The sequence below is a fragment of the Sphaerochaeta sp. S2 genome (assembly GCF_016406725.1).
Classification (GTDB): Bacteria; Spirochaetota; Spirochaetia; order Sphaerochaetales; family Sphaerochaetaceae; genus Sphaerochaeta.
The window spans coordinates 1-3725 of the sequence record NZ_JAEKNT010000025.1 but is presented as its reverse complement, the minus strand read 5'-3'; the positions used below and the strand labels follow the sequence as shown (position 1 = coordinate 3725).

3 protein-coding genes are annotated in these 3725 nt (G+C 45.2%); 2 read left to right on the top strand and 1 reads right to left on the bottom strand.

What is annotated here, in order from left to right; genetic code table 11:
• Nucleotides 1-57: 57 nt before the first annotated feature.
• Complete coding sequence (locus JF818_RS00605; RefSeq protein WP_198890064.1) at nucleotides 58-1143, top strand: ABC transporter permease; 1086 nt, start codon at nucleotides 58-60, stop codon at nucleotides 1141-1143.
• 1 nt (nucleotide 1144) lies between these two features.
• Nucleotides 1145-2242, top strand: coding sequence for an ABC transporter permease (locus JF818_RS00600; protein WP_198890063.1), 1098 nt, complete (start codon nucleotides 1145-1147; stop codon nucleotides 2240-2242).
• Nucleotides 2243-2264: 22 nt separating this feature from the next.
• Here the strand turns inward: JF818_RS00600 and JF818_RS00595 are convergent.
• Nucleotides 2265-3725, bottom strand: a 1461-nt coding sequence (locus JF818_RS00595; protein WP_198890062.1) for a helix-turn-helix domain-containing protein, incomplete at its 5' end; no start/stop codon positions are given.

Sequence of the window (3725 nt, the reverse complement as noted above, 5' to 3'; positions counted from 1 at the left end):
CATCGGCGGCTTCAAATATATATAAGAGACAATAATAGCACAGGGGGGAAAGAACAAATGAGCAACATGAAAAAGAACATTTCTCACCTGGTTCTTCCTCTCTCGGTGATGGCGCTTCTCATTGTCATCAATCTGATAAAGGGTGCCGATTATTTCACCATCAGCATGGTCAACGGAGCATTCTACGGCAATATACCGAATATCCTCTTCGGTGCCTCTGAGTTGGTCATTCTATCCATAGGTATGACGCTGGTAACGGGAGCCTCACGAGGGCAGGATATCAGCATCGGGGTAAGTGCCACCATTACTTCCGCTGTATTTGTCCAGTATGTCCTACAGGCCAGTGAGGTCACGTTGTTTACCATCATTGTGGGTTTCCTCTTGAGTTGTCTTATGGGCTTGGTCCTTGGAGCATTCAACGGTACCCTTGTCTCGGTATTCAAGGTTCAACCAATGGTTGCATCCCTTATACTCTTTACCGGTGGCCGGTCCATAGCCTTCATGATCGACGGGAAACTCTCTCCCATCCTAGCTAACGATATATCGAATAAAATTGGTACGGTGATACCGGGTGTACCAGTGCAGACAGCAATAATCCTTACTGCTGTTTTTATCGCTATCGTGGCAGTGGTATTCAAGACCACAAATCTCAGACTCTATGTAGAGACTGTTGGAATAAACCCGAACGCGGCGCGTCTGAACGGTATCAATCCAAAGAAAATCATATTCCTGACCTTCTTGATCATGGGAATATGTACTGCGGTGGCCGGCTTTATTGCCGTGAACAAGGCAGGCCGTCACGACAGCGTCAACTTGCTCAAACTGATCATGATGGATGCAATACTTGCCGTGGCTATCGGTGGAAACTCTTTGGGCGGTGGAAAGTTCAGCATTACCGGTTCCATTATTGGTGCCTATACGATAGAGATGCTGAACAGGACCCTACTCAGGTTGGAGATAGATCCAGCGATGATCAAGGTATTCAAGGCTGTTTTCATTATTATTCTTATGGTGGTTGCCTCTCCGGTGGTCAGGGCTTTCATGAGCAAGAATCTGGATAGGTTCCGCTCCTGGAGACTTTCTTCAAGCCAGCAAAAGGGACCAATCTCCACCACAAATATAGCCAGGAAGCAGGGGGAATAGGATGGCATCTGTGAACGTAATCAAACCAAAAGCAAGACTATCAAATTCAAATATTCTGTTTCTTATAGCTGCGGTCATCTTTGTACTGATGTACCTGTTTGCAATCATCACTTTCCCCAATAGTTTTCTGCAATTTCAGACATTTTTCGACCTATTTAACCTAAATGCACCACTGATTATCATGACCCTCGGCTTATGTATCGTCATGATCGGAGGAGGTATTGATATCTCCATCGGATCAGTGACTGGTTTGGTAACAATGGCCTGTGCAGTCTTCCTGGAATCCAGGATGGGGAGTATTGGGGGAGCCATCCTTGTTGCGCTGGGTATCGGTATTGCATTTGGAATTCTGCAAGGATATCTTATTGCCTATCTTGAGATCCAACCATTTATCATTACGCTCTCTGGGTTGTTCTTGGCACAAGGGCTCCTGACTACACTCCATAAGGATCCGATCAACGTAACCATGCCTGCATTTGTGAGTTTGAGGGATTTTGATATCGTGATTGCATGGCTAGGTACAAGAAACAGACTGGGGGTATTTATTCCGTGTGAAATAAAGCCAGGTACGCTGATCTTTATTGTCCTTCTCGTCATCCTTGCATCCCTTATGAAATGGTCGCGTTTTGGGCGGAATGTATACGCCGTTGGTGGAAATACCCATAGTGCAATGATGCTCGGTATCAATGTTAAGAGAACGATCTTCATCACGTATGTGATTAGTGGATTGACTGCCGGTATTGCAGGTTTTGTCTACATCATGACCACAGGAGCAGGCAATGTCGGAAATGCTGCAGGAGCAGAAATGAAAGCAATAGCATCGGCTATCATAGGCGGTACATTGCTTAATGGTGGGGTAGGGAACCTGCTTGGGGCTCCAATAGGGACATTGACCCTTTTGATCATTAATGAGCTGATCCGAGCAGCAGGCGTTCAATCTAACTGGCAAGCTATGGTAAGCGGACTCCTCTTGTATTTCTTCATTGTGCTGCAAAGCGTAATCATGTCGCTCCGTGACAGGAGGAAATTCAGTATAGCTCTTCCGCCTTGGCTACGACTGTCAGGGAAAGAAAAGAGTGAAGACCCAAGGGAGCCGTAAAGGCTACAGAGGGACTACTTCTTCAATTCTGGCATTTCCCTCCGGATCTGAATTCCCGGGGGGAGATACCTGTATGTTTCTTGAAAATGAAACTGAAATAATGGGGATCTCCAAATCCTACCTCATATGCGATGTCTGCGCTTCTGAGCGCTGTCGTCAGCAGCAGGTCTTTCGATTTATTGATACGGACCCGAGTAAGATATTCAATGAAGGTCTCCCCGGTCTCCTGGGAAAAGATGGTACTGAAATGGTTTGGACTCACGTTTACGATTGATGCCACTGAATGCAGGGAAATATCCTGGTCGGCAAAATGAAGGATAATATGCTGCTTTGCCTTCTGGATCATTTCATAATACTTTCCTGCAGATTTGGACTCCCTGAAATCGATGAACGTATCGAGGATCAATTTCACCCCTTCGCAGAACGTCTCTTTTGAACTCGCAATCTCTGAAAGTTGCGTTTTCTGTGACAACCATGGAATAACATCCTGGGAAACACCGCCCAATTCATCAATGATCTTTGATATAGCAACCATCAGATCATAGAGAAGGTAATACCCTATGAGCGTAGTTTCGAACGGGTGGTCTCCGATCATGGTAATATACTGGGCAATGATCTCATCAACACCAGATTTCTTCACATATTTCAGCCGCTCCGATATGGGACTCCCGTCCAGTTTCAAGAAATCAATTTCGGAGAAGGCATTCAGGTCATGTGTTCCGATGATCAGTTTCTGACCGGTCTTCACAGAAAAATTCACAGCTTGTTCAGCTTCGGCGAATGATTGAGAGAGGCTTCCGATTCTCTCCACTAATGAGCCTATCCCAATGGCTACCATACAGTCCGTGTTTCGTTCAACCTCATATTTTATCGCCTGTCCTAAGGTGTAAGCAGTCTCTTCGAGTGATTCGGATACAAGCTGCTTCAACAGCAGGATGAATGAATCCCTGCTTTGAGAAAAACATAACACCTCTTCCTGATTGTCAATAAGACTGTTTATATGGATCTTGGCGGTGATCAATTCAGAATAGTTCTCGCTTGAGGTGGAAAGCTTGATGATCGCTACAAGGTACCCATGTGCGATAAGATCTATGCCCATATCACCAGCTTTCTCAAGCGCATCCTCGGTCTTGACAATTCCGGTTACCAAGTCACACAGCCAGCGTTCCTTGATCAGGTCCGAATTGGACTGGGCCTGTAGTTTCAGATTTTCTATACTTGAGAGATGTCGCTTCTCTTGTTCAATCCTATCAACCAGTTTGTTGAGTGTAGAGAGCATATCGGAGGCAGTAATAGGTTTAAGTATATATTCGTCGACACCGATTGATATAGCTTCTTGTGCGTATTGAAACTCATCATGACCTGAAATTATGATTATTTTAATCCAGGGAAGAATCTTCTTGATAATTCTGGAAAGGCTCAGACCATCAACAAACGGCATCCTGATATCGGTAATCAGAATATCCGGTTTCACATCCTTCAT